At 73.0% G+C, this 22,228-nt stretch carries 21 protein-coding genes; 17 read left to right on the top strand and 4 right to left on the bottom strand.

Features of this window, described 5'->3' with window-relative positions; translation table 11 throughout:
• Positions 1 to 6 precede the first annotated feature (6 nt).
• The 6 genes from EBO36_RS07740 (at position 7) to EBO36_RS07715 (ending at position 7,367) form a co-directional block, all read left to right on the top strand.
• Positions 7 to 318, top strand: coding sequence for a hypothetical protein (locus tag EBO36_RS07740; protein WP_122824105.1), 312 nt, complete (start codon positions 7 to 9; stop codon positions 316 to 318).
• A gap of 88 nt (positions 319 to 406) precedes the next feature.
• The gene (gene tatA / locus EBO36_RS07735) at positions 407 to 790 is read left to right on the top strand and encodes a twin-arginine translocase TatA/TatE family subunit (protein ID WP_122824104.1); all 384 of its coding nucleotides are present in this window, start codon (positions 407 to 409) and stop codon (positions 788 to 790) included.
• Between the two features lie 51 nt (positions 791 to 841).
• Entirely contained in the window at positions 842 to 1,591 is a 750-nt protein-coding gene (gene tatC / locus EBO36_RS07730; RefSeq protein ID WP_122825525.1) for a twin-arginine translocase subunit TatC, read from the top strand.
• A gap of 65 nt (positions 1,592 to 1,656) precedes the next feature.
• Positions 1,657 to 4,617, top strand: a complete 2,961-nt coding sequence (locus EBO36_RS07725; protein ID WP_122824103.1) for a DEAD/DEAH box helicase — start codon at positions 1,657 to 1,659, stop codon at positions 4,615 to 4,617.
• Between the two features lie 408 nt (positions 4,618 to 5,025).
• Positions 5,026 to 6,606 carry an apolipoprotein N-acyltransferase gene (gene lnt, locus EBO36_RS07720; RefSeq protein ID WP_122824102.1) on the top strand — a complete coding sequence of 527 codons (1,581 nt, stop codon included), beginning with the start codon at positions 5,026 to 5,028 and terminating at the stop codon, positions 6,604 to 6,606.
• On the top strand, positions 6,603 to 7,367 hold the full coding sequence (locus EBO36_RS07715; protein ID WP_122824101.1) for a polyprenol monophosphomannose synthase: 765 nt from the start codon (positions 6,603 to 6,605) through the stop codon (positions 7,365 to 7,367). The genes lnt and EBO36_RS07715 overlap by 4 nt, the downstream gene beginning before the upstream one ends.
• 57 nt (positions 7,368 to 7,424) lie before the next feature.
• Here EBO36_RS07715 and EBO36_RS07710 read toward each other — a convergent pair whose 3' ends face one another.
• A complete protein-coding gene (locus EBO36_RS07710; RefSeq protein WP_122824100.1) occupies positions 7,425 to 7,775 on the bottom strand; it encodes an RNA polymerase-binding protein RbpA in 351 nt (116 codons plus the stop codon).
• A gap of 161 nt (positions 7,776 to 7,936) precedes the next feature.
• Here EBO36_RS07710 and EBO36_RS07705 point away from each other — a divergent pair, with 161 nt between their 5' ends.
• Positions 7,937 to 8,890: an aldo/keto reductase gene (locus EBO36_RS07705; protein ID WP_187695867.1), complete on the top strand. Its 954-nt coding sequence runs from the start codon at positions 7,937 to 7,939 to the stop codon at positions 8,888 to 8,890.
• A 119-nt stretch (positions 8,891 to 9,009) separates the two neighbouring features.
• Positions 9,010 to 9,510 carry a DUF1269 domain-containing protein gene (locus EBO36_RS07700; RefSeq protein ID WP_122825524.1) on the top strand — a complete coding sequence of 167 codons (501 nt, stop codon included), beginning with the start codon at positions 9,010 to 9,012 and terminating at the stop codon, positions 9,508 to 9,510.
• Positions 9,511 to 9,561: 51 nt separating this feature from the next.
• On the opposite strand, the gene EBO36_RS07695 is transcribed toward EBO36_RS07700, so the two are convergent.
• The 3 genes from EBO36_RS07695 to EBO36_RS07685 form a co-directional block, all read right to left on the bottom strand.
• Positions 9,562 to 12,969, bottom strand: a complete 3,408-nt coding sequence (locus EBO36_RS07695; RefSeq protein WP_164471405.1) for an FUSC family protein — start codon at positions 12,967 to 12,969, stop codon at positions 9,562 to 9,564.
• 182 nt (positions 12,970 to 13,151) lie between these two features.
• Positions 13,152 to 13,529 carry a fluoride efflux transporter CrcB gene (crcB, locus tag EBO36_RS07690; protein WP_122824097.1) on the bottom strand — a complete coding sequence of 126 codons (378 nt, stop codon included), beginning with the start codon at positions 13,527 to 13,529 and terminating at the stop codon, positions 13,152 to 13,154.
• A complete protein-coding gene (locus EBO36_RS07685; RefSeq protein WP_122824096.1) occupies positions 13,526 to 13,966 on the bottom strand; it encodes a fluoride efflux transporter FluC in 441 nt (146 codons plus the stop codon). Before EBO36_RS07685 ends, crcB begins: the two co-directional genes overlap by 4 nt.
• A gap of 400 nt (positions 13,967 to 14,366) precedes the next feature.
• On the opposite strand from EBO36_RS07685, the gene ureA reads away from it, so the two are divergent.
• The 9 genes from ureA (at position 14,367) to EBO36_RS07640 (ending at position 22,226) form a co-directional block, all read left to right on the top strand.
• Positions 14,367 to 14,672, top strand: a complete 306-nt coding sequence (gene ureA, locus EBO36_RS07680; protein WP_122824095.1) for an urease subunit gamma — start codon at positions 14,367 to 14,369, stop codon at positions 14,670 to 14,672.
• A gap of 3 nt (positions 14,673 to 14,675) precedes the next feature.
• Complete coding sequence (locus EBO36_RS07675) at positions 14,676 to 15,527, top strand: sirohydrochlorin chelatase family protein (protein ID WP_122824094.1); 852 nt, start codon at positions 14,676 to 14,678, stop codon at positions 15,525 to 15,527.
• Between the two features lie 76 nt (positions 15,528 to 15,603).
• Positions 15,604 to 16,020, top strand: a complete 417-nt coding sequence (locus tag EBO36_RS07670) for an urease subunit beta (protein WP_122824093.1) — start codon at positions 15,604 to 15,606, stop codon at positions 16,018 to 16,020.
• Positions 16,020 to 17,744: an urease subunit alpha gene (gene ureC, locus EBO36_RS07665; protein ID WP_122824092.1), complete on the top strand. Its 1,725-nt coding sequence runs from the start codon at positions 16,020 to 16,022 to the stop codon at positions 17,742 to 17,744. The genes EBO36_RS07670 and ureC overlap by 1 nt, the downstream gene beginning before the upstream one ends.
• Before the next feature lie 7 nt (positions 17,745 to 17,751).
• Positions 17,752 to 18,447, top strand: coding sequence for an urease accessory protein UreF (locus EBO36_RS07660; RefSeq protein ID WP_122824091.1), 696 nt, complete (start codon positions 17,752 to 17,754; stop codon positions 18,445 to 18,447).
• Between the two features lie 35 nt (positions 18,448 to 18,482).
• Positions 18,483 to 19,118, top strand: coding sequence for an urease accessory protein UreG (gene ureG / locus EBO36_RS07655; RefSeq protein WP_122824090.1), 636 nt, complete (start codon positions 18,483 to 18,485; stop codon positions 19,116 to 19,118).
• Entirely contained in the window at positions 19,115 to 20,122 is a 1,008-nt protein-coding gene (locus tag EBO36_RS07650) for an urease accessory protein UreD (RefSeq protein WP_222928696.1), read from the top strand. The genes ureG and EBO36_RS07650 overlap by 4 nt, the downstream gene beginning before the upstream one ends.
• 59 nt (positions 20,123 to 20,181) lie before the next feature.
• Positions 20,182 to 21,117, top strand: a complete 936-nt coding sequence (locus EBO36_RS07645; protein WP_122824089.1) for an urea transporter — start codon at positions 20,182 to 20,184, stop codon at positions 21,115 to 21,117.
• Positions 21,114 to 22,226, top strand: coding sequence for a FecCD family ABC transporter permease (locus EBO36_RS07640; protein ID WP_122824088.1), 1,113 nt, complete (start codon positions 21,114 to 21,116; stop codon positions 22,224 to 22,226). The genes EBO36_RS07645 and EBO36_RS07640 overlap by 4 nt, the downstream gene beginning before the upstream one ends.
• Positions 22,227 to 22,228: the final 2 nt, after the last annotated feature.

Below are 22,228 nucleotides of genomic sequence, written 5' to 3'. Positions count from 1 at the left end.
TCGGGCGTGATCTCGTTCTGGGTGTGGGCGCTCCTCGTCGTGGCGGCGCTCGTCGTCGTCGGCCTCCTCGGGCTGCGCCTGTGGCGCTCCGCGGTCGCCCTGGGGCGTGAGCTGTCGGTCGCGGGCCGGCTCGCCGACCGCCTCAGCGGCGTCGGGGCGCCGGCGCTGGAGCCGGTGGTGCCCGGCGTCGTGGGCGACCCCGAGCTGCTCGCCGCTGCCCGGCGGACCCGCGTCGAGCTGCGCGACCGGCGCACCGGACGCCGGCACGCGCGGGCGGCGCTGGCCATCGGCCGCTGGCGCGAGCACGGGCTGGACTGAGCCCGTCCGGCACACGTCGGGATCTGCGCCCGCGGGCGCGTGAGCGACGTAGACTCACCGCTACGGACCCCTGAGGGAGGGCGCCACCATGCGTATCCAGTTCTGGCACATCGTCGTACTTCTCCTGATCGTGCTCATCCTCTTCGGGGCCAAGCGCCTCCCGGACGTCGCCAGCAGCGTCGGCAAGAGCCTGAAGATCTTCAAGAAGGAGGTCACGGAGCTGCGCGACGGGGAGCCGGACGCCATGCCGACCACGACGACGACGCCGTACGGCACCACGACGCACACCACCGCGCCCACGGCCTACCCGGCGCAGCCGCCAGGCACCAACGGGTACCCGGCACAGCCGCCGAGCACCACGGCCTACCCGCCGACCGCCCAGCCGTCGCCGACGCCACCGACCGCCGCGTACCCGCCCGTCGGGTCGCAGCCGCCGCTGGTCACCCCGCCGGACGCCGACCCGCGCCGATAGGTGAACGCCCGCCTCGCCACGCGGAGGCGCCGGCGTGACCCCGAGGGGCGCATGCCCCTCCTGGCGCACCTGCGCGAGCTGCGCAAACGGTTCCTCCTCGCCCTCCTCGGCATTGCCGTCGCCGCGGTCGTGGGCTGGATCTTCTACGAACCCGTCTTCGACGCCATGCAGCAGCCGGTGCTCGAGCTCAACGAGCACGGCCAGGAGGCGGCCCTGACGTTCGCCACCCCGGCGGCCGCGTTCGACATGAAGATCCGCGTGTCGCTGTGGCTCGGGGTCTTCGGTGCCTGCCCGTGGTGGCTCTACCAGATCTGGGCGTTCCTCAACCCGGGCCTCACGTCGGCCGAGCGGCGCTACGCCGTCGCCTTCGTCGGCGTCGGGATCCCGCTGTTCCTGGCCGGGGCGGGCCTGGCGTGGCTCATCCTGCCCAACGCGGTGCGGCTGCTCACCGAGTTCACCCCCGAGGGCGCGCTCAACTACATGCCGGCGACCGAGTACATGCGCTTCTTCATGCGGGTCATCCTCGCGTTCGGGATCGCGTTCCTCGTCCCGCTCGTCATGGTCCTGCTCAACTTCCTCGGCGTGGTCCGCGCGAAGACGCTGCTCGCGGGCTGGCGCTGGGCGGTGCTGGCGATCTTCACCTTCGCGGCCTTCGCCAGCCCGACGCCGGACCCGTGGACGATGATCCTGCTGGCCCTGCCGATCTGCGGGCTGTACTTCCTCGCGGTGGGGATCGCCGCGCAGCACGACCGCCGGGCCGACGCCCGCGCGGCCCGCGCGGCCCGCGCCGCCGAGGCCTGACGCCTGGCGCCGGACGGCCGCGGACCGGGGCCGCGGGTGTCGGTGATCGATCGTAGGCTCGGCCCATGAGCTCACCCGCCGAGCGCTACGCCGCCTCCCGCCGCCGCGCCAAGGCGGAACGCAGCGAGCTGGCCCGCTTCGCCGCCCGCCTCGACTTCCCGCTCGACGACTTCCAGCAGCAGGCGTGCGAGGCGCTCGAGGCCGGCAGCAGCGTCCTCGTGGCGGCCCCCACCGGCGCGGGCAAGACCGTCGTCGGCGAGTTCGCCGTCCACCTCGGCCTGCAGTCGAACCGCAAGGCGTTCTACACCACGCCCATCAAGGCGCTGAGCAACCAGAAGTACCTCGACCTCGTTGCCGTGCACGGCGCCGACGCCGTCGGCCTGCTCACCGGCGACACGACGATCAACGGCGAGGCCCCGGTGGTCGTCATGACCACCGAGGTGCTGCGCAACATGATCTACGCGCGCTCGGACACGCTCGTCGACCTCGGCTACGTCGTCATGGATGAGGTCCACTACCTCGCGGACCGCTTCCGCGGCCCGGTCTGGGAGGAGGTCATCCTCCACCTCGCCGAGGACGTCCGGCTCGTCTCCCTGTCCGCCACCGTGTCCAACGCCGAGGAGTTCGGCAGCTGGCTGTCGATGGTCCGCGGCGAGACCGCCGTCGTGGTCTCCGAGCAGCGGCCCGTGCCGCTGTGGCAGCACGTCATGGTCCGGTCGGAGATCCTCGACCTCTACAGCGCCCGGGTCGACCCGACCAACCCCGGTACCGACCCGCCGATCAGCGCTGAGCTCGTCGAGGCGGTCCGCCGCGCCCAGCGCTCCGGGGGCCCCGGTGGGCCGGGGGGTCGTGGGCGCGGGCGGCCGGGCACGCGTGGTCCGGCGGCGCGCCTGGGGTCGGCGGTGCGCCCGCCGCGCCGGTCCGTCGTCGTCGACCGCCTCGACGAGGAGGGCCTGCTCCCCGCGATCGTCTTCATCTTCTCCCGGGCACAGTGCGAGGCGGCGGTCCAGCAGACCGTGGAGTCCGGGATCCGGCTCACCACCGCCGAGGAGGCCGCCACCATCCGCCGGGTGATCGACGAGCGGTCCGCGGGCCTGCCCGTCGAGGACCTGGGCGTCCTCGGGTTCGACGCCTGGTCCTACGCCCTGCAGCGCGGGATCGCCGCGCACCACGCCGGCATGCTGCCGGTGTTCAAGGAGACCGTCGAGACCCTCTTCAGCGCCGGCCTCGTCAAGGTGGTGTACGCGACCGAGACGCTCGCCCTCGGCGTCAACATGCCCGCGCGCTCGGTGGTCCTGGAGAAGCTCGACAAGTGGAACGGCAGCACGCACGCCACCCTGACGCCGGGGGAGTACACCCAGCTCACCGGGCGCGCCGGCCGGCGCGGGATCGACGTCGAGGGGCATGCCGTCGTCCTCTACAGCGACGGCATCGACCCCATGGCCCTGGCGGGCCTCGCGTCGCGCCGCACGTACCCGCTGCGCTCGAGCTTCCACCCGACGTACAACATGGCGGTCAACCTCCTGCGGGCCCTGTCCTACCCCCGCGCCCGGGAGGTCCTCGAGACCTCCTTCGCCCAGTTCCAGGCCGACCGCGGCGTCGTCGGCCTCGCCCGGCAGGCCCGTAAGCACGAGGAGGCGCTCGCCGGCTACGCGGAGGCGATGACGTGCCACCTCGGCGACTTCACCGAGTACGCCGCGATCCGCCAGCAGCTCAACGAACGCGAGAAGGAGCGCTCGCGCTCCCGGTCGCTGGCCGCCCGCCGCGCCGCGGGCGAGTCCATGAGCGGGCTGCGGCGCGGCGACGTGGTGGAGTACTCCCGCGGGCGCCGCAGCGCGTGGGCCGTCGTCCTCGACACCGACGACAGCGGTCTCGACACGCCGCGCCTTCGGGTCCTCACCGAGGAGCCCCGGGTGCGCCAGCTCAGCCTGGTGGAGGTCCCGGCGGGGGTCCGCGCCGTCGGCCGGGTCAAGGTGCCCAAGAGCTTCAACCCGCGTAACCCCGGCGACCGCCGCGACCTGGCGTCCTCGCTGCGCGCGGCGCTCACCGCGGGGCTGTCCGGGACCGGCACCGACGGGACGGGCGTGAGCAGCCCGGCGCTCGACGCCGACGTCGAGGCGCTCCGCCGGCGGCTGCGGTCCCACCCGTGCCACGGGTGCGCCGACCGTGAGGAGCACGCGCGGTGGGCGGTGCGCTGGTACCGCCTGGCGGAGGAGCACCAGGCGTTGCTGCGGCGCATCGAGACGCGGACGTCGTCCATCGCCCGCGACTTCGACCGGGTGTGCGAGCTGCTCGTCGAGCTCGGGTACCTCGCCCCGGCCCCGGCGGGCACCGGCCCCGACGACGGCGCCCCGGCGACGGATCCCGCGCTCGACCCGGCCGCGAGCCCCGCCCCGCCGGCCGCCAGCGCGGCACCCCTGGACCCGTGGTCGGACGACGCCGGCACGGCGGGCACGCCGGCACCCCTGCCGTCGGCGAACCCGGCGCCCGGCGAGCCCGAGACCGGGCTCGCCGTCACGGCGAGCGGCCGGTGGCTGGCGCGGGTGTACGCCGAGAAGGACCTCGTCCTCGCGGAGTGCCTGCGTCGGGGCGCGTGGCGGGACCTCGACCCGGCCGGGCTGGCGGCGGTCGTCTCCGCGCTCGTGTACTCCTCCCGGACCGAGGAGGACCGCGGCCCCGGCCCGCTCGCCGGCGGCGCGCACGGCGTCCTCGCGCAGGCCGTCGCCCGCACCGCGGCGATCTCGGCGGAGCTCACCGAGCGGGAGCGCGAGCACGGCATCTCCGCCACCGAGCCGGTGGACCCCGGCATCGTCGGGGCGGTGCACCGGTGGGCGAGCGGGGCGAGCCTGCGCCAGGTGCTCGCCGGGAGCGACCTCAGTGCCGGGGACTTCGTCCGCTGGTGCAAGCAGGTCCTCGACGTCCTCGACCAGCTCTCCACCGCGGCGCCGGACGCCGAGGAGCGGCGCACCGCCCGGCGGGCGATGGACCTCGTGCGGCGCGGGGTGGTCGCATGGTCGAGCCTGTGACCGCGGACGGGCGGGCGCCACGCCCGGCACGCCGCGCGACACGCCCCGCGACACGCCGCGCGGCCCGGAGATGTGACCTCCGACACCCCGCGCCTGACCTGCGCTCATACGCCTGACCTGCGCGTTCGGCTGGTTGAGCGGGCCGTCGGTGGCCGGTATGTTCGCGTCTCGTACCCCCGCGTGGCCGGCCCCGGCGCGGTCGTCCTCGACCGATCGGCGGGTCGCCCGACCACACTGCGGCGGACAGCGGCCAGGCCCGCGTGTTCACTAGATAACGAGGCCGGTTGTCCTAGGACAACCGGTCCGGTCCGAAGGACACGCGGGTCGGTCGCTGTCGCCGCACGGGGCCGGGCGTCCGGCCGTCGGCGCGCGCACGTCGAGGTGCGGCCGAGGACGTATCCTCGTCGCGTGCCCCCCACGCCTGAGCCCCGGGACGGTGCACCGCCCGGGGTCGTCGGCCTGCTGCTGGCCCTCGCGGGCGGCCTCGTCACCGAGGCGGCCTTCCCCTCCCGCTCGGTGTGGGCCCTCGCGCCCCTCGGGGTCGCCCTGCTCCTGCTCGCGCTGCGCGGGGCCGGCAGCGCTCGCGCCCTCCTCTTCGGCACCGCATGGGGCGCCGCGTTCTTCTTCCCGCACCTGTGGTGGGCCGAGGAGGCCGCCGGCGCCGTCCCGTGGGTGGCCCTGGCCGGTGCGGAGTCCCTCTTCGTCGGGGGCTTCGCCCTCGCCTGGGTGTGGGCCCGGCGGGCCCCCCTCGTCCGCACCCGGCGCTGGGCCGCCGTCGTGGCCGTGGCGGCGCTGTGGGTCGCCGTGGAGCAGCTGCGCTCGGCGGTGCCGTTCGGGGGGTTCCCCTGGGGCATCCTCGCCTTCTCCCAGACCGAGGGGCCGCTCCTGCGCCTGGCGGCGCTGGGCGGGTCACCGCTCGTCAGCGGCACGGTCGTGGTGCTCGGGGCGCTCGTGGCCATCGCGCTCGTCCACCTGCGGGACCTGCGGGTCGGCCGCGGGGCCGGTGCGCTGGTGGTCGCGGCCCTGCTCGTGGGGGTGAGCGCGCTCGTGCCCCTCCCCACCCGCGCGGAGGCGGGCACCCTGCGGGTGGGCGCGGTCCAGGGCAACGTGCCCGGGCCGGGGCTCGACGCCTTCGCGGTACGCCGCGACGTCCTCGAGCGCCACGTCGAGGGCACCCTCGCCCTGCTGGACGAGGTGGCACCCGGGGAGCTGGACCTCGTCGTGTGGCCGGAGAACGCGGCGGACATCGACCCGCGCGTGGACGTCGAGGCCGCACGGCTCGTCGAGGAGGCCGCGCAGGCCGTCGACGCCCCGATCCTCGTGGGGACGATCCGTTACGAGAACGACCTGCGCTACAACGACGTCGTGCTGTGGGAGCCGGGGGTGGGCGCGGTCGAGGTCTACACCAAGCAGCACCCCGCCCCCTTCGGCGAGTACATCCCCATGCGCGAGTTCGCCTCGAACTTCACCGACGCCGTCGACCTCGTCACCACGGACATGGCGGCGGGCGAGGAGACCGGCGCCATCCCGCTCACCAGCGAGCGGCTCGACCGCGTGGTCCAGCTGGCCGTGGCCATCTGCTTCGAGGTGGCCTACGACTCGCTGGTGCGGGACGCCGTGCTCGCCGGCGGCGAGGTGCTCGTGGTGCCGACGAACAACGCCTCCTTCGGCTACACCCAGGAGTCCACGCAGCAGCTGGCGATGTCCGTCCTGCGCGCCGTCGAGCACGGCCGCGCCACCCTGCAGATCTCCACCGTCGGGGTCAGCGGGATGATCGCCCCCAACGGCGTGATCACGGACACCGGCGGGCTGTTCACCGCCGAGCAGTTCGTGGTGGACGTGCCGCTGCGCACCAGCCTCACCCTCGCGGACCGGCTCGGCCCCGGCCCCGCTATCGTGGCCGGTGTTGTGGCCGTGCTCACCGTCCTCGGGGGAGTCGCGAGCACCGTCTCCGCGCGCCGCGCGCGACAGGGCAGGAGCAGTCGATGAGGACGCTGGTCATCATTCCCACGTACAACGAGCGCGCGACCCTGCCGGCGGCCCTGCGCCGCACCCGGGAGGCGGTCCCCGACGCGGACATCCTCGTTGCCGACGACAACAGCCCGGACGGGACGGGTGACCTCGCCGACGAGGCCGCCGCGGCGGACGACCACATCCACGTCCTGCACCGGCCCGGCAAGGAGGGCCTCGGACGGGCGTACGTCGCCGGGTTCGGCTGGGCGCTCGAGCGGGGGTACGAGCTCATCGTCGAGATGGACGCCGACGGGTCGCACCGTCCCGAGCAGCTGCCCGCGCTGCTCGCCCGGGCGGCACAGCCCGACGCCCCGGACCTCGTCCTCGGCTCCCGCTGGGTCGACGGCGGCGAGGTGGTCAACTGGCCCAAGCACCGCGAGGTGCTCTCACGCGGGGGCAACCTCTACGTGCGCCTCATGCTCGGCCTGCCGGTGGGGGACGCCACCGGGGGCTTCCGCGTGTACCGCGCGAGCACCCTGGCCCGCCTGCCGCTTGGGGAGATCGAGTCGCAGGGCTACTGCTTCCAGGTGGACATGACCTGGCGCGTCCACCGCCTCGGCGGGCGCATCGTCGAGGTGCCCATCAGCTTCGTCGAGCGCACGGAGGGGACCTCCAAGATGAGTCAGCGCATCGTCACCGAGGCGCTGGTCCGCACCACGACCTGGGGCCTGGCGCACCGCGGCCGGCAGGTGGCCCGCCTCCTGCCCGGCCGGCGCACCCGCGCTGACCGGCGCTGACGGACCCTGGGACGACGAACGGCCCGCAGGCGGTGCCTGCGGGCCGTTCGGGGGAGGTCAGGCGCTACGACGGCGCAGCTGGCCGCTGCGCAGCAGCTCGAGGCGCTCCTCGAGGAGCACCTCCAGCTCGGCGACGCTGCGCCGCTCGAGCAGCATGTCCCAGTGAGTACGGGGCGCCTTGACGGGCTTGGTCGGCTCCGGCCGGCTGGCGTTGCGCAGCAGGGCCTCCTCACCGCAGCGGCACTCCCACAGCGGCGGGATGTCCGCGTCCAGCGAGAACGGCAGCACCATGGTGTGGCCGTTGGGGCAGTCGTAGAACGCCTCGGCCCGCGGCGCGAAGTCGACGCCCGACTCCGACTCCAGGCTGTTCGCGCCGATCTTCATCCCGCGCAGTGATCGATCCGCCATGATGTCTCCCTCGTGTTCCCTCGGTGGTGCACCGTCGGCGCAGCCGTCGTCGTGCTCTACCGGGCACAACGCGGTAGGGGTCCGTCGTGTTCCGTCCCCGGGTCCGTGTTTTCCGGAGATCGGCGCCGTCATCCCGGTTTAGGCTGGCCGATGTGAGCGAGATGACATACCGGCAGCTGGGTACCAGCGGTCTCACGGTCTCAGCAGTAGGCCTGGGCTGCAACAGTTTTGGGACCACGGTGGCCCCCGACGACGTCGGCGCGGTGGTCGACGCCGCGCTCGAGGCGGGGATCACCCTCTTCGACACGGCCGACGTCTATGGCGGGGTCCCCGGCCAGGGCGAGGAGCTCCTGGGCCGGGCCCTCGCCGGGCGCCGGGACGACGTCGTCGTGGCGACGAAGTTCGGGATGGACACGAAGGGCCTCAACGGCCCCGACTGGGGCGTACGCGGCTCCCGCCGGTACCTCCGCCGCGCCGTCGAGGGGTCGTTGCGCCGGCTCGGCACCGACCACATCGACCTCTACCAGATGCACCGCCCGGACCACCGCACCCCCATCGAGGAGACGCTGGGCGCCCTCGACGAGCTGGTCGCCGAGGGCAAGGTGCGCTACATCGGCTGCTCGAACTTCACCGGCTGGCAGGTCGTCGACGCGGACTGGTCCGCGCGGGCAGCCGGCACCACGCCGTTCATCTCCGCGCAGAACGAGTACTCGCTGCTGTCCCGGGGGATCGAGGCGGACCTCGTCCCCGCCGCCGAGCACGTCGGGGTGGGGATCCTCCCGTACTTCCCGCTGGCGTCGGGCCTCCTCACGGGCAAGTACCGCCGCGGGGAGCCGGCCCGGCCCGACACTCGCCTCGCGAGGCGGCCGGAACGGCTGGCGGTGGCCGACTTCGACCGCATCGAGGCGCTGCAGGCCCTCGCGGACCGGTGCGGCGTCACGCTCCTCGACGTGGCCATCGGTGGCCTGGCCGCCCAGCCGGGGGTGGCCTCGGTCATCGCCGGGGCCCGGCGCCCGGAGCAGGTCCACGCCAACGCCGCGGCCGGTGCGTGGGAGCCGACGATCGAGGATCTCATCGCCATCGACGAGGCGGCGCCCGGCCCAGTCTCGCGCTGAGGGAGCCGCCGCGGCCTGTGTCGCGGGTCACACCCGACCGGCTTATCGTCGGTCGTGCCGCGCCCAATGGCGGGTGCGGTGAGCGTGCCGATCCATCATGACGAGTGAAGGAGCACGACGTGGCCACCCTGACCGTGTGGAAGTTCGATACCCCCGACGGCGCGACGCAGGCCGAGCAGGCCCTGGAGTCCCTGCAGAAGCAGGAGCTCATCCAGGTCCTCGACGCGGCGACCGTCTCGTGGGAGGAGGGCAAGAAGAAGCCGAAGACCCGCCAGGCCAACAGCATGCTCAGCGTGGGCGTCCTCGGCGGGATGTTCTGGGGCCTGCTGTTCGGGGTGATCTTCTTCGTCCCCATCATCGGCCTGGTCATCGGCGCCGCCTCCGGGGCGCTCGCCGGCGCACTCACCGACGTCGGCATCGACGACGACTTCATCAGGCAGGTGCGGGAGCAGGTGACGCCGGGGACCTCGGCGCTCTTCGTGCTCACGTCGGGTGAGGTGCTCGACCGGGTCCACGCCTCGCTGCGCGAGCAGGGGATCCGCGGCGAGCTCATCGAGACGAACCTCTCGGCCGACCAGGAGGCGAACCTGCGCACCATGCTGCAGGAGGAGGACGCCTGAGCCGCCGACGCGCCAGGGGCGGGGGAGCGCGGGTTCCCCCGCTCCCAGGGGTCAGATGGGCGCCGTCTCCCGGGTGACGGCCCCCGGCGAGACGTCGGTGAGGAGCAGGACCACCGTCTGGTTGATCCGCTCGAGCAGGCGCAGGACGCTCTCCTCGAGCCGCGTCGCCGTCCCCAGCGCGTCGTCGCGCAGGCCGAGGTCCTCCTGGACCGGGCCGGGAAGCCGGTCGTCGAGCGCCGCCGTGAGGGCAGCGAGGTTGCCGCCGATGATCCCGCGCAGTCGCGCCCAGTCCTGGTCCGTCGCCTCCGCGCCGGCCACGCGGTCGACCGCGTGGGTGAGGTGACGGGTGTAGTAGGCCAGCGACCACGCGGCGGTGAGCTGGGCCTCGATGCCGCCGGGCTCCAGCGCCCCGGCGGACCGCCGCAGGGGCGCCGCCGTCGTGTTGACCGCGCGGGCGTGCTGGTTCATCACGAGGAGCCGCTGGTAGATCGCCGGCGGGGAGACGCGGTCGTTGCCGGCGAGCCGCTCGAGGTTCCCGGCGACCACCACCGAGACGTCCCCCACCAGGGTGGCCATGTCCGTGCTGAGCTTGGTGCGCGTGTGCGTGGGGAACACCCAGCGGGCGACGAGCAGGGCAACCACCGCCCCGAAGAGGGTCTCGAGCACCCGGATCTCCAGCGCGAGCGTCGTCAGTCGGCCGAGGAACTCGTAGATGACGGCGAAGATCATCGTCGTCCAGAAGGTCGAGGCCACGGCCGACGCCCCCCGGAAGTAGGTCGATGCGAACACCGCGATGGCGAGCACCGGCATGAGGACGGCGGGCGATCCGCCGGTGCCGATGGCGAGCGCGAAGCCGACGACGGCCCCCGCGACCGTGCCGGCGATGCGCTGGGTCGCCTTGACGAAGGTCTCGCCGTCGGTGCCGCCGAGCACCTGGTAGGCCGCGAGTGTCGCCCAGTACTGGTGGCTGGCGGACACCGCGTCACCGACGCCGAGGGCCACGCCGGTCGCGACGGCGGCCTGGACCGCGCGACGGGTGGGCTGCGACAGGGACGCCGTCGCCCTCCCCGGGCTGCCGGCGGGCGGGTCCGCCGGAGCGACGAGGTCGTCGAGGTCCACGGCGTCGCCCGCATCGGCGGGGTCGACGACGGCGAGCGGCGGCGCGTGAGGATCGAGGCCGGCGATCTCGGCGTCGCGCAGCACGCCCGCCGCGCGGTGCATCTCGTCGACAGCGCGGGAGAGGGCCCGGGCCTGCGGCGGCCAGTCCACCGGCGGCCGCACGGGGTGCCAGGGGGCGAGGGACAGCCCCTCGTCGCCGGAGGACCCGCCCACCGGCCGCCGGGCGATGGCGCGCAGGTGGGCCTGCAGCAGCTCGAGCCGGCCCGCGAGCCGGGCCCGCAGCTCGAGCGGGAGGGTGGTGCCGGTGACCGCGCGTGCCGTGTCCATGAGCCGGACCGCGGCGAGCTCGGTGTCGAACACCCGCAGGCGGATCTCCGCGCCTCGCGCCGGGTCCATGCCGGTGCTGTCGGTGTCGCGGAGCTGGCCGACGAGCAGCGCCGCGCCCCGGTGCATCTGCTTCGTGTGGGCGGCCACCCGCCGGCGGACGTCGGGGTCCCACCGGGCCCAGGAGACGGCGTCGACGAGCGCGTCCATCGCGTCGGCGAGCCCCTCGCTGAACCCCTCGACGCCCCCGCGCAGCACCGCGCGCGGCCGGTCGGGGAGGACCACGTAGTGGACGAGGTAGGCCCACACGGCACCGACGACCGCGGCCAGTATGAAGAGCCCGACGTCGCTGAGCTCGAGGCGCAGGATCAGCGCGAAGTAGTAGGCCATGAACGTCACACGGCCGAGGGCCGCCCAGCGCGGCCCGAACCGCCCGATGCCCACGCCCACGAGCGCGACGACGACGAGGACCACGCCCATCCACCCTGGCCGGTCCGACAGGAGCCCGCCGAGGAGGACGACCACCGCGATGGGGAGGAGGACGAGGACGCTCGTGAGCCGGCGCCCGCGCACCGTCCGGTCGACGGCGATTCCCGTGCTGAGCATGGCGACGAAGCCGGCGAAGATCGCCGGCTCCAGCGCGCGCTCGCCGAGCCGGTCGAGGAGGAGGTAGACGGTGGCGACGGCGGCCACCGCGCCGATGAGGGCACGCGCCGCTGCGCGCAGGCGCGCCTGCCCGGGGTCGACCTGCGTGAGGTGCGCGGCGGCGAACGTCCGCCACCGCGAGACCCGCCCCTGCGGGGCGCCCCCGGTGTCCACGGAGGCCGGGCCACGCAGGTCCTCCTCCACACTCTCCAGGGCGAGGGCGTCCTCGGGGTGGAGCAGGGACACCGGGGCGTCGGTGACGATGAGCGGCTGGTAGTCGAGGTCACGGCTGACGGCGAGGGTGATCTGCTGGGCCCGGTAGGCGAAGGGCAGCCACTGGGTGTAGCGCCGGTAGGAGTCGTCGGGGTCGGACCGGACGCCGCCGGCGAGGGCGGCCATCTCGCGCTCCAGCTCGACGAACCGGGCGACCCACTCGTCCCGGCGTCCGTGCGCGCCGTCACCGGCCTGCTGGGCGAACACGCCGGCGCTCACGACCTCGGGGACGTCGACGCTGGTCCAGCCGAGCTTGGCCTGGAGGTAGTCGCCGAGCTCGAGGAACTGGAAGGTGAGCGTGGGGAGCGCGGGGGAGGCGGTGGCGGGATGCCCGCTCGGCAGCCCCCATCGCAGCGCGCCGAGCGTGCCGCCGGTCATACGCAGGGCGTAGGGCAGGGCGAACTGGTCCCGGCCGCTCTGGAAGTAGTACGCGGCGTGGTGCAGGCGCAGACCGTCGGAGTAGGAGGCGAAGGCGTCCGAGACGGAGTCGAGGTGGCCGTCGAGCTCGTCGGGCTCGCCGCGGCGGAAGTACGGCGCGAGGCTCGCCACGGGGGACCCGGCGCCGCGCTCGGCCGTGAAGAACTGGGTGCACAGGGTGTTGAGGTTGCCGATGACGTCGTAGACCCCGAGCAGGAAGGTGAGGATGAGCGAGATGAGCACGACACCGGTGAGCGACTCCGCGATGCTGAGGAAGCGCAGGAGGTCCGTCTCGGCGGTGAGCGCCGAGCCACCCACCGTCGCGAGCTGCGCCGCGCTGAAGTACATGGCGTCGAAGAAGTCGAGAGTAGAGCCGGTGCCGGAGACGGAGAACGCCTTCGGCGTCATCCGGCTGAGGTAGATGAGGCCGTAGCCGAGCACGACGCCGAAGATCCACACGATGACGATGAGGATGATCTGCAGCCCGGTCACCTGGCGAAGCGCGACCGGGCGCCAGCGTCGCGGCAGCCGCCGGGTCACCCGGCGCAGCGCGCGCCACTGGAGCCGCGCCACGGGCCCGGCGAGATATCCGGACTCGTCATAGTTGAGGGCCGTGAGAAATACGTCGAGGAGCGTCCCGAGCAGAACGATCATTCCGAGAATCAGCCACAGCGTGTCCACGTGATAAGCCTAACCACGCGGACGAATTGTGCTCCCCGTGGCGTTATCGTCGCAGCCGTCGTCGGGGACCGGACGGAATTGATCATCGCGGACCGGCGCCGCGCGGTCACGGGGCTTCGCGGAATGACCATCCTGCCGACCGGAAAAATGATCACCACGGCACCGTTGAGATCTCCGTCGCCTTAGACCGACGCACCCCACCGGTAACCCGCGTACGCCAGGGCGATGGAGACCACGAGGATCCCGACGCCGTAGGCGAATGCGGTGCCGTACTTCTTCTCCCGGACCAGCTGGACGGCCTCGTAGCTGGCTGTGCTGAAGGTCGTGTAGCCGCCGAGGAAGCCGGTGCCGATGATGGCGCCGACCTCCGTGGAGGCGATGCGGCTGGCGAGGAGCCCGGTGAGGATGCCAAGGAGGAGCGAGCCCGACATGTTGATGATCGAGGTCGACCACGGGAACGCCGAGGTGGTCCGCGCCTTGATCGCGCCGTCGACGACGTAGCGCACCCCCGCGCCGACGCCGCCGGCGATGATGAGGAGCGCGAACTCACCCAGCGTCATGACGCCACCTTCCGATCGTCCGGCGCGTGCAGCTTCGTCGCCGCGACGATGCCGAGGAACGTGGCGAGCGCGCCCACCACCACCGTGCCGAGCGCGTAGAGCGCGGCGACGTCGTAACGCGTGTCGTCGATGAGGACGGCGGTGTCGGTGGCCAGCGAGCTGTAGGTCGTCAGGCCTCCGCAGAAGCCCGTCCCGATGAGGAGCTTGAGCCGGCTGACGACGTCCGCGTCGGGCTTGAGGCGGGTGAGTGCCTCGTAGAGAAAGCCGAGGATGAAGGCGCCGAGGACGTTGACGACCGGGATGACGACGGGCACCCGGTCCACCGCCGGGATGGTGAGCGAGAGGCCCTCGCGGAGCGCCACGCCGACGATGCCGCCGAGGATGACGAGGCCGATGTTCGCGCCCCGCAGGTACGCGGGCCGGGTCGAGGTGGTCATCGACCCTCCTTCTGGGGTGTCGGACGCGTCCAGCGGCGTCGGGGTGGCACCGGTCTCATGTCGGGACCCTACGCCCGACCCACCCGTGCTGCGCGACCGGTGTCGGCACTCCCGAGGAAATGGGTCGTGCGCATTGTCAGCGCGGCGCGACAATGATCTCCGACGCGCGACTGGAATGATCATGGACGTAGCGCGGAATGGTGCCATGTGCGAGGCAAGAATGATCTTTGCGCCGCAGCCGGGACTGATCTTTCCGGATGCGCAGAATGATCATCGCGGCGCCCGGGTGGACGTTCCGAGCGGTTGCGGCCCAATCGGCGGTCGGTAGTGTGGATAAGGCCAGCCACGCCGGGACGCCCCGGGCGTGTCCGTCACAATTCTGGAAAGGGCTGACGCGGCTATGGACCTCACGCCACGGGAAATCGAGAAGCTCTACATCTACCAGGTCGCCGAGCTCGCCAGGCGGCGCAAGGCCCGAGGGACGAAGCTCAACGTGAGCGAGGTCCAGGCCCTGGTCTGCGAGGCCATCATCGAGGCCGCCCGCGACGGCAAGTCCGTCGCGGAGTGCATGGAGCTGGGCCGCCACGTCGTCGCCGTGGCGGACTGCATGCCCGGCGTCCGCGAGCGCGTCTCCCTCCTTCAGGTGGAGGCGACGTTCCCGGACGGCAGCAAGCTCGTCTCGTGCCACGACCCCGTGGCGGCCTGAGCGATGCCGCCGGCGGAGCGGGCGTCGCCCCACCTGGTGCTCGTCGGCGGGCACGAGAGCGCGGAGGGCGCCGACCTGTCGCCCTACCTCGACGCCCTTCCCGGCGCCGTGGTCACCTCGCCGGGCCGCTCCCTCCACAACCGCGTGAGCGCCCTGCTGAGCACGGGGGAGCAGGGGGCTCCGGTGGTGGTGCTCCCCATGACATGGGGGCGTGACCCGGTCATGGTGGCCGACACGGCCAAGACGCTCCGCTGGCTTCGGTCGCAGCACGGACCGGGCCGGCTCGTCCTCGGCGACGCGTTCGGCACGATCGACCACCTCGTCGCGCTGCTCCGTCGCGCAGCGACGCAGACCGCCGCGCACCAACCGGGGGCCGGGCTCGTCATCGCGGCGCGTGCGGCCAACCCCTTCGACGACGCCGAGCTCCATCGCGTCGCCCACCTCGTGCGCACCTACGGCACCGGGACCGAGATCGAGCCCGCGTGCATCGCCGAGCCGGCCGACCTGGAGCGCGCGGTGCGGCGCTCCCAGGCGCTCGGGTCCGACGTCCTCGTGGTGGTCCCGGCGGGGTTCGCCCGTACCTGCCCGGAGGTCGACGCCCTGCCGGGCGTGACCTTCTACGGCCCGCTGATGTCCGAGCGGGCGGCCGCGCAGGTCGTCCACCAGCGGCTCACGGCAGCGGTGCACCGCCTCGGTCACGGGGACGACGGGATCGCGACCGGGCTCCTCGCCGACCACGGCCACGGCTACGCCCACTCGCACGGGCTGGACGGGGAGCACCCGCACCCGCACGAGCACCCGCACGACCACCCGCACACCCACGCCCGCGCCGCCGACCTCGTCGACAGCACGTGACGGCCCCCACCATCGGCGTCCCGCCGGTGGCGGAGCACGACCCACGACCACGACCCAGCACGCGGAGGGAAGAACGATGCTAGGCAGCCCCAGCTACGACCACACCGGTGACGACATCGAGATCAACGCCGGCCGGCCCACCGTGACGTTGGCGGTCACCAACACCGGCGACCGCGGTGTGCAGGTCGGCTCGCACTTCCACTTCTTCGAGGTGAACCGCGCCCTGCTCTTCGACCGCGAGCGCGCGTACGGCATGCACCTCGACATCCCCGCCGGCACCGGCGTGCGGATCGAGCCCGGTGACACGCGGGAGGTGACGCTCACCGCCTACGCCGGGGGGCGGCGCCTCATCGGCTTCAACGGCCTCGTCAACGGCGGGCTCGACGCCGAGCAGACCCGGACCGAGGCGATGCGCCGCATGAAGGACCGGGGCTTCAAGTCCGGCACCGCGCAGCCGTCGGCCACCGACACCACCACCGAGGGGGGCCACTGATGGCCATCATCACGCGCAAGCAGTACACCGACCTGTTCGGCCCGACCGTCGGGGACAAGGTCCAGCTCGGCGACACGAACCTCGTCATCGAGATCGAGAAGGACTACAACGAGGGGCACTACGGCGACGAGGTGGTCTACGGCGGCGGCAAGACCGCCCGCGACGGCATGGCCGCGGACCCGAACATCACCCGCACCCAGGGCGTGCTCGACCTCGTCATCACCAACGCGGTCATCCTCGACCCCGTCCTCGGCGTCCTCAAGGGCGACATCGGCGTCAAGGACGGCAAGATCGCCGGCATCGGCAAGTCGGGCAACCCGCACCTGCAGAGCGGCGTGGACCCACGGCTCGTCGTCGGGACCGGCACGGAGATCATCGCGGGCGAGCACCTCATCGTCACTGCGGGCGCGATCGACCCCCACGTCCACTACATCTCCCCGCAGCAGGGCGTCACCGCCCTCGCCAACGGGATCACCACCCTCTTCGGCGGCGGCACCGGACCCAGCGACGCGACGAACGGCGTCACCACCACGCCCGGCGTCTGGTACCTCCACCGGATGCTCGAGGCCGCCGAGGACATGCCGGTGAGCATGGGCTTCTACGGCAAGGGCAATGGCTCCCTGCCGCAGCCGATCATCGAGCAGATCCGCGCGGGGGCGGGTGGCCTCAAGGTCCACGAGGACTTCGGGACGACGCCGGCCGCGCTGAGCAACGCGCTCTCCGTCGCCGACGAGTACGACGTGCAGGTCGCCGTCCACACCGACAGCCTCAACGAGGCGGGGTTCGTCGAGGACACCGTCTCCGCGATCAACGGCCGCACCATCCACACCTTCCACACGGAGGGGGCGGGCGGTGGCCACGCGCCGGACATCATGCGGCTGGCGAGCTACCCCAACGTCCTGCCGTCCTCGACCAACCCGACGCTGCCGTACACGGTGAACTCCGTCGACGAGCTCCTCGACATGGTCATGGTCTGCCACCACCTCTCGCACGACATCCCCGAGGACGTCGCCTTCGCCGACTCCCGCGTGCGCGCCGAGACCATCTCGGCGGAGACGGTGCTCCAGGACGAGGGGGTCATCTCGATGTTCTCCTCCGACTCCCAGGCCATGGGCCGCATCGGGGAGTCGGTGATGCGCGCGTTCCAGACCGCCCACCACAACAAGGACAAGCGCGGCAAGCTGCCCGAGGACGCCCCGGGCAACGACAACTTCCGGGTGCTGCGCTACCTCGCGAAGGTGACGATCAACCCGGCGATCACCTGCGGCATCTCCGACTACATCGGCTCGCTCGAGACGGGCAAGATCGCCGACATCGTCCTGTGGCCCATCGGCTCGTTCGGCGCCAAGCCGAAGATGGTCCTCAAGGGCGGCGTCATCAGCTGGGCGCTCATGGGGGAGCCGAACGCCTCCCTGCCCACCCCGCAGCCGGTCTTCTACCGCCCGATGTTCGGGATGTACGGCAAGACGCTGCAGAGCACCCGCGTGACGTTCATGTCCCAGGCGGCGATCGACGACGGCGTGCCGGAGATGCTCGGGCTGCGCAGCCAGGTGCTGCCGGTGCGCCGGACGCGTCAGCTGGGCAAGAGCCACCTCGTGCGCAACGACCGCACGCCCGTCGTGGCGGTCGACCCGGAGACGTACAAGGTGACGCTGGACGGCGTGCCGGCGCACATCGAGCCGGCCCAGTCGCTGCCCCTGACACAGCTGTTCTTCCTCACCTGAGGTCGCCATGAGCACCCCCGACACGAGGAGCCTCCTCGTCAGCCTGCAGCTCTCCGACTCCGCGTTCCCGAGCGGCTTCTACACGATGTCGCACGGGCTGGAGGGCTACAGCCAGGCGCGCCTGGTGAGGCAGGGGGGCGTCGAGGGGCTGCTGCGGGGGCTCTTGCTGCACTCGGTGGGTCCGGGCGACGCCACGGCGCTCGCCCGGGCCCACGAGGCGGCCGCCGTCGGCGACTGGCGGCGCGTCCGCCTGGTCGACCAGCTCCTCCACGCCTCGAAGCTCAACGCCGAGATGCGCCGGGCGTCGGTCCGCAGCGGCCACCAGCTCACCGACATCGCCCGCGAGGCCATCGGCGGGCCGGCCCTGGAGGAGTGGGCGCGCAGCGTCAAGGCGAAGGAGACGCCGGGCTGCCAGCCGGTGGCCACGGCCGTCGCCTACGCGGCGGCCGGCGTGGGCACCGTGCAGGCGGTCGCCTCCGACATGTCCGCGTTCGCCGTGAGCTTCCTCGGCGCGGCCCTGAGGCTGCGCCTGTCCGACCACCGCCACGTCCAGGTGGTCCTCCACGCCCTGGGACCGGTCATCGCCGCAGCCGCGGCGGACGCCGTCGCCCGGGACCTGGAGGACATGGGCGGGTCCGTCCCCCTGGCCGACGTCATGTCGGCCCAGCACGAGCGCGCGGAAGCCCGGCTGTTCGCCAGCTGAGCGCGCACCAACGACGAGAGCAACGAGGGATTCGAATGAGCGAGAACGTCCTGAGGATCGGCATCGGCGGCCCCGTCGGGTCCGGCAAGACGGCCCTGGCCGAGGCCCTGGTCCCGCGGCTGCTGGCTGCCGGGCGGACCCCTGCCGTCATCACCAACGACATCTACACCCAGGAGGACGCCCAGCACGTGCGCCGTGAGCTCGCGGGCATCCTCGACCCGGAGCGCGTCGTGGGCGTGGAGACCGGCGCGTGCCCGCACACCGCGGTCCGCGACGACCCCACGATGAACCTCGCGGCCGGGGCGGAGATGCTCGAGAAGTTCCCCGACGTCGACACGCTGGTGTACGAGTCGGGCGGGGACAACCTCACCCTCACGTACTCGCCGGCGCTCGCGGACGTCTTCGTCTTCGTCCTCGACACCTCCGAGGGGGAGAAGATGCCCCGCAAGCGGGGCCCGGGGATCACCGACTCCGACATCCTCGTCATCAACAAGATCGACATCGCGCAGTACGTCCGGACGAACCTCGACGTCATGGAGTCCGACGCCCTGCGGGTGCGGGACGGCAAGCCCGTCGTCCTCACCAACTCGCTCACCGGGGAGGGCCTCGACCGGCTCCAGGACGAGATCCTCGCCGTCTGGCAGCGTCGCGCCGACGCGCTGGTGCCGTGAGCACCGACCTCGTGCCGGACGTCGAGGCGGCCGCGCCGGCCGGGTCGCTGCCGGTGACCGGCTACGGCGGCTACCGCCTCCAGCCGGCGCACTACGAGCCCGAGCGGGTCCCGCACGAGGTCGCCCGGCACTCCTCCGTGCCGGACACGCTCCCCGTGGGGAGCCCCGCGAAGGTGGGCATGCTCGAGCTCGAGTTCGCCCGCCGGGGGGAGCGGACCGAGCTGGTCCACCGCTACCAGAAGTCCCCGCTCCAGATCATGTACCCGCTGTACTACGACCCGGCGCGGCCCGACATGCCCTACACGTACATCATGTCGACCGGCGGGGGCATCCTCCAGGCGGACCGGCTGCGCACCGACCTCCTCTTCGGGCCCGGGACCTCGGCCTACATCACGACGTCGGCCTACACCAAGGTCCTCAAGATGGAGCACGACTACGCCGTCGCCCAGACGAACATCTCCCTCGGCGAGGACGCCTACGTCGAGTACCTGCCCGACCCGATCATCCCGTTCGCCCAGTCCCGGCTCTACCAGCGCACCGCCGTGACGCTGCCCGAGTCGGCGACCCTCATCGCCGGGGAGACGGTGATCGCGGGGCGCCTCGCCCGCGACGAGCGCCACCAGTACGCCGTCCTCGCCTCCGACTTCGAGGTGAGCCGCCCCGACGGCGCCGTCATCACCCTGGACCGGGTCCGGCTCACCCCCGACGGCGGTGACACCGGCGGGCTAGCCGTCCTCGGCGACCGGGACGTGCTGTCCACGCTCTACGTGCTCACCCCGCACGCCTCGGCCACGGAGCTCGGGGATCTCCTGCACGCCGCGCTCGCGCCCACGTACGGCGACGCGATGGCGCTCGGCGTGAGCGCCCTGCCCGGTGACGTCGGGTCCTGGGTGCGGATCGTCGGCGACGACGCGCGGCTGGTCGCGGCGGCGACCACGACGGCGTGGCGGGCCCTGCGCCGACGCCTCACCGGCCGCGACGCCCCCGCCATCCGCAAGGTCTGACCCGGCACGGCACACGGCACGGCGACCCGCGCGAGCCCCGGCACCCGAAGGAGAAGCCCATGTCAGCGACCAATGCCTCGACCACGCCGGCGGACAGCACCGGGGCGGTGAACCCGATCGGCGCCTTCCTCCACGGGCCGTCCCAGATCTTCTTCCAGAAGAATGTCTGGACCGGGGTTGCCGTCCTCGGCGCCTTCGTCATCGCCGACTGGCGCATGGCCCTGCTCGCGGCCCTCGGAGCCGTGGCCTCGACAGTGACCGGCGCTCTCATGAAGGTGGGCCGGGACAACGTGCTGTCGGGCATGCAAGGGTTCAACGGCACGCTCGTCGGTGCGGGAGTCTTCGCCGCGATGGGGGCCCAGGGATGGTCCTGGGGGCTCACCGTCGTCGGCGGCATCGCCTGTGGGCCGGCGACCTGGTTCTTCGGGTGGCTGTTCGCCACCCCGGCACTCCGGCGGTTCCACCTGCCGTCGACGACGGCGCCGTTCTGCACCGTCACCGGGATCATCTACGCCCTCACCATGTCGCTCCACGTGAGCTCCGACCCGGCGCACGTCCACGGGGTGACGGCAAAGGGCTTCCTCGAGTCGCTGCTGACGAACGTCTCGGAGGTCGTGCTCGTCAACAGCGTGTGGGCCGGGGCGCTCATCCTCCTCGGGCTCTTCGTCGCCTCCTGGCAGGTCGGCCTCGCCGCGGTCATGGGCAGCGTCATCGGCAGCCTGTGCGCCCTCGCACTGGGGGAGAGCGCGGCGACCATCACCGAGGGGCTCGCCGGGTACTCCGGCGTGCTCACGGCGATCGCCCTCAGCGTGACGTTCCTGCGCAGCTCCGCCGCGTCCTGGCTCTACGCCGCGCTCGGCGCCGCCATCACGGCCGTCATCACCCTGGTGATGACCGACCTCACCGACGCCCCGCACTACACCTGGCCCTACATCCTCACGACGTGGGTCATGCTCGTCGTCGCCTCCGCGATCCGCCCGCTCCGGCGCGCATGAGCCGGGACGCCGAGCTGGTCGCCCCGACGACGGCTCCGCCCGATCCCGGCGACCGCCTCGGGGTGCGCGCGCGGGCCCGGCGCAACGGGCTCGTCCTCGCCGTCCTCGCGGTCCTCACCGTCGTCACCGCGATCATCGCCATCGCCGTGGGGGCGGTGTACGTCCCACCGGCGACCGTCACGCGGATCCTCGCCCACGCCGTCCTCAGCTGGCCGGGGCCGGTGACCTGGGTGCCCGACCAGGAGGCGATCGTGTGGTCGGTGCGCGCTCCCCGGGTGGTCCTCGCGCTCGCGGTCGGGGCCGGGCTCGCCGTGTGCGGCACGGCGTTGCAGGCCATGACGAGGAACATGCTCGCGGACCCCTACGTCCTGGGGATCAACTCCGGGGCGTCGTGCGGCGCGGCGGCCGCCATCCTCTTCGGCGTCGGCCTGGGCCTGGGGGAGTACGCCCTCTCGGGCAGCGCGTTCATCGGGGCGCTCGCGGCCTCGCTCCTGGTCTTCGCGGTCGCCCGGACCGCCGGCACCGTGACGTCGGTGCGCCTGCTCCTGGCGGGCGTGGCCGTCGGGTACGCCCTCTCGGCGGCGACGAGCTTCCTCATCTTCGCCTCCGGCTCGGCCGAGGGCGCCCGGTCCGTGATGTTCTGGCTCCTGGGCTCGCTCGCCCTCGCCCAGTGGGGCCCCTCCCTGCTCGTGGTGGTGGTCGTCGTCGCGGTGACCTGCGTGGCGCTGTACTGGTGGGCGCCCGGGCTGGACGCCCTGGCCATCGGCGACGAGACCGCCCGGACGCTGGGCATCTCGCCCGCCGCGTTCCGGACCCGCCTGCTCGTGCTTGTGGCGCTCGCCGTCGGGGTGCTCGTCGCCGCCAGCGGGAGCATCGGCTTCGTCGGGCTGGTGGTCCCGCACCTGGCGCGGCGCGTGGTCGGCGTCGGGCACCGCTGGGTGGTGCCGGTGAGCGCCCTGCTCGGCGCGACCCTGCTGCTGTGGGGGGACCTGCTCTCCCGCCTCGTCATGGCACCCCAGGAGCTGCCCATCGGCATCGTCACCGCGCTCGTGGGGGCCCCGCTGCTCCTGCACCTCGTCCGTACCCAGTACTCGATCACGCTCACCTGAAG

The organism is Georgenia faecalis (assembly GCF_003710105.1).
Classification (GTDB): Bacteria; Actinomycetota; Actinomycetes; order Actinomycetales; family Actinomycetaceae; genus Georgenia_A; species Georgenia_A faecalis.
Note: the sequence above shows the minus strand (reverse complement) of the source record. Positions and strands in the feature narration are given on the sequence as shown.